This window comes from Burkholderiales bacterium, from assembly GCA_035518095.1.
Classification (GTDB): domain Bacteria; phylum Pseudomonadota; class Gammaproteobacteria; order Burkholderiales; family JAHFRG01; genus JAHFRG01.
The window spans coordinates 1-3,543 of sequence record DATIXX010000059.1 but is presented as its reverse complement, the minus strand read 5'-3'; the positions used below and the strand labels follow the sequence as shown (position 1 = coordinate 3,543).

General features: G+C 54.4%; 4 protein-coding genes. 2 read left to right on the top strand and 2 right to left on the bottom strand.

Annotated features, from left to right (window positions below):
* Together VLV32_10275 and VLV32_10270 are read right to left on the bottom strand one after the other, a co-directional pair.
* A partial coding sequence (locus VLV32_10275) for a nicotinate phosphoribosyltransferase (protein ID HUL42271.1) occupies window positions 1–423 on the bottom strand: 423 nt, incomplete at its 3' end.
* Window positions 424–461: 38 nt separating this feature from the next.
* Window positions 462–1,106 carry a nicotinamidase gene (locus VLV32_10270; GenBank protein HUL42270.1) on the bottom strand — a complete coding sequence of 215 codons (645 nt, stop codon included), beginning with the start codon at window positions 1,104–1,106 and terminating at the stop codon, window positions 462–464.
* Window positions 1,107–1,747: 641 nt separating this feature from the next.
* Between VLV32_10270 and VLV32_10265 the strand changes: the two genes are divergently transcribed.
* Both VLV32_10265 and VLV32_10260 read left to right on the top strand, forming a co-directional pair.
* Window positions 1,748–2,974 (top strand): capsular biosynthesis protein, encoded by a 1,227-nt coding sequence (locus VLV32_10265; GenBank protein HUL42269.1) that lies wholly within the window; start codon window positions 1,748–1,750, stop codon window positions 2,972–2,974.
* 108 nt (window positions 2,975–3,082) lie between these two features.
* A partial coding sequence (locus VLV32_10260) for a hypothetical protein (protein HUL42268.1) occupies window positions 3,083–3,543 on the top strand: 461 nt, incomplete at its 3' end.

The window sequence follows — 3,543 nt, the reverse complement described above, 5'->3', positions numbered from 1 at the left end:
TTTCGAGGCAATCACAGTTTCGAGCTGCAGGAGCCCCACGATTCGTGTTTCCACCAGTTGTGCCTGGGGGAGGGTTGAAGTTACGCGCAAGATCGGCTCGTGCGGAAAGAAAGGTGTGCCTTCGGGCATGGCATGTACGTCTCCGGTGAAGCGCAATTTCGCCAACCAATCCAAAAACTCGGGACGGAAGCGATACTTCGCCTCGAGCCAGGCGAGTTCCGCCTGAGTAAAATGAAGGTTTTCCAGGAAGTCCAACACCTGCTCCAGGCCCGCGGCAATGAGAAAATTTCGGTTTGGCGGCAGCTTACGGACAAGAAACTCGAATACAGCAATGTCTTGCATGCCGTACTCGTGATACGCCGCGAGCATGGTCAGCTCGTAGAGGTCTGTCAGGAGCGCACTTGCACCGGGGTCAGGGGCCATGGAAAACTCCTGGGCGGCGGTGGCTGGAGTGGCGGATCTCACACGCCGCCCCCTCTCGCACTTATCGGGATTGCGCCCAGAGTTCGCATTTCCTCCTCGGCGCGAGCCCCATCCCCAGAATGCACGTTGACGGCGCGGATGGCGTCGCGCAGCAGAATTACTTGGTATCCCAGTGCCAATGCGTCTTTGACGGTATTGAGCACGCAGTAGTCGGTAGCGAGTCCTCCGACGAATAAACGTCGGACCTTGCGGCTGTGGAGGAAATGGTCCAGATCGGTACCCGAAAAGCCGGAATAGGCGTCGCGATCGGGATCGGTAGCTTTCGACACCAGACGCACGTCGACGGGTAATCGAAGCGCCGGCGCGAATTCCGCGCCGGCGGAATTCGCAATGCAATGTGCGGGCCAGGGTCCCCCGGCGCGCTGGAACGAGCAATGGTCGGAAGGATGCCAATCGCGCGTGGCGATCACCGGCAGCCCGAGTTCGGCGAAGCGCGAAACGTAACCGTTCAACACAGGAATTATCTCATCCCCCTTGGGCACCGAAAGCGCCCCACCCGGCAGAAAATCGTTCTGAACGTCAACAATGAGCAACGCATCGCCCGCGGCAGGCGCGAGTTCCGCGTTTTTATGTGTGCGCGGCTCAGGCGCCGTGGAATTGTCAGTTGGTCCGGTTTGGCTCATGTTGTTTCCCGTTTAGTCGGAAACGAGTTCGCCATTGAGAATCAGTTTATGATGTCAGGGTAGCGCGAGGCGTGCGCCAGATCAACAGGGCTGCGAATCATTCCGGCGTGCATGCAAGGTGACGAACGTGATTTCGGAAGGAGGGATAGGGCGAGGGTGCGAAACCACGATTGCGATCCTTGTCCAATGTGGCGATTGAGCCAAAGCGTAATAGGACCACGCCGCCCCCATTGAGGAACTGGGTTGCTGTTGTATGGATATTCAAGTACAAGCTCATGAATACGCGATATCACATTGATTAAACATGGATTACATGAAGCCACGGAACGTCTCCAATGAAATATGTGAAAATAATATTTGTCGAGCAAAATTGAAAAAAATTCCAGATTTAAGGCGTATGTGATTGGTGGCCGTTTTTGCGGCGATTCGAAATTGTCGTTTTAGAAAATTCACTGTAGATTCGTAAATTTTCGAGGCCCGAAATCCTTAAACTTTTAATTGTCGAGCGGCACGCGAATCACGGGTTGTTATCGCGATTGCGCCGCTGCAGGGGGAGCGGTTGAGGCATATGGCGGCGTCTTACATTCGCATTTGTCACTGAGCGCAGCCGGCGACGCTTTAATGTCAAGGAAGATCGTGTGATGTCAATGCGTTCGTTTCTTTTTCTGCAGGCGGTTTGCTCTCCGTTTTTTCCGCGTTTGGCTGACCGATTGGCTGCCGACGGGCATCGGATTTATCGGGTTAACTTCAACGGTGGCGATACGGCATATTGGGGAATGCGGCCGGCCTGGAGCTTCCGCGGCTCGCTTGATACTTTGCCTTGCTTTCTGGACGAGAAATTCCGTTCGTTTCATATCACCGACTTGGTCCTGTTTGGGGATCGTCGCCCTGTACATTTATCTGCAATTCGATGTGCCAAAGCACGGGCTATGCGAATCCACGTATTTGAGGAAGGCTATTTCCGACCCTACTGGATAACTCTGGAACGTGACGGGGTAAACGGCAATTCTCTTTTGCCACGGGATCCGGACTGGTACCGCGAGGTCGGGGCATCGCTGCCTGACTACGGCGACGGCGAGCCTTTTCAGTCAAACTTGCGGGCGCGGGCAATGCACGACATGGCTTATCACTTGGCAAACCTGATCAATCCTCTTTTGTTTCCTCGCTATCGTACGCACTGGCCTTACGTTTCAGCGGTGGAATATGCCGGCTATGCCCGCAGGTTTCCCGCGCTTCCTTTCCAAGCGCGCAGGGCGCGAGTCATCATCAACAAATTGCTGCACAGCGGGGAGCCTTATTATTTATTGCCGCTACAATTGAATACCGACGCACAAATTCTTCATCACTCGCCTTTTACCAATATGACCGACGTTATTAATTATGTGATGAGATCATTTGCGGAGCACGCGGGTAGCGATGCCCGCCTGGTTATCAAGAATCATCCGTTGGATACAGGCCTGGAAAATTATCGCCGCATTATTCGCCGGCTGGAACGGCGCTTCGATGTTGATGGACGGGTAGAGTACTTGGAAACCGGTGATTTGTCCGCTTTGCTCTCGCGCGCGCAAGGGGTGATCACCGTCAACAGCACGGTCGGGTTGCCGTCTCTGATGCAAGGCCGTCCGACAATAGCATTAAGCAACCCAATCTATAATTTTCCCGGCTTGACCTTTCAGGGACCGCTTGATGCCTTTTGGCGGGAAGGCACGGCTCCCGATGGCGAACTTTTTCGAAGATTCAGGAACACGGTGATTCATACCACGCAAGTGAACGGTGGTTTTTATTCAGCGCAAGGGATAGGGATGGCTGTCAGCAACAGCCTGCGAAGACTGGAGTCGGAGCGTTCGCCCTTGGACGCCTTGCTATGACTGGGTTTCGCCCCGGTTCGGTTTTTATTAGTGGGGCAACCGGGGGTTCGGAATTGCCGCTTAGCGTGTCCGAACGACTGCTAGTGTTACTAAGATATCGTGGCTGAGATGTTCTGGATTGGAATTGCAGTGCCCGCGGCTGGGGGGGCGGCATTTTCCTTCTTCATTGAACGCCTGTTGCAACCCAGGCCCGGGTTTATTGGCCGCCCGTTGACGGCTTTTGCCGTTCACCTCGGGTTGTGGGTAATGGCTTTCGGTCTTGCGCTGGTATTGTGCCAACGTCCGTATTTCGCGGCAGTTCTTGCGCTCGCGGCATTGCTGCTCGTGGTCCTGGTAAGCAACGCCAAATACCACTCATGCCGCGAGCCCTTCGTTTTTCAGGATTACGAGTATTTTACCGATACGCTGAAGCACCCGCGCCTGTATCTGCCATTTTTTGGAATAGGGCGCGCGCTGCTCGGGTTCGCTGCTTTTATCCTGTCGCTTTATCTTGGGTTCACGCTCGAAACCAGTCTGCTTTCTAAGGCCGGCTTTTTAGAATTTGGAGTAGGCGTGGCACTTTTGCTTGG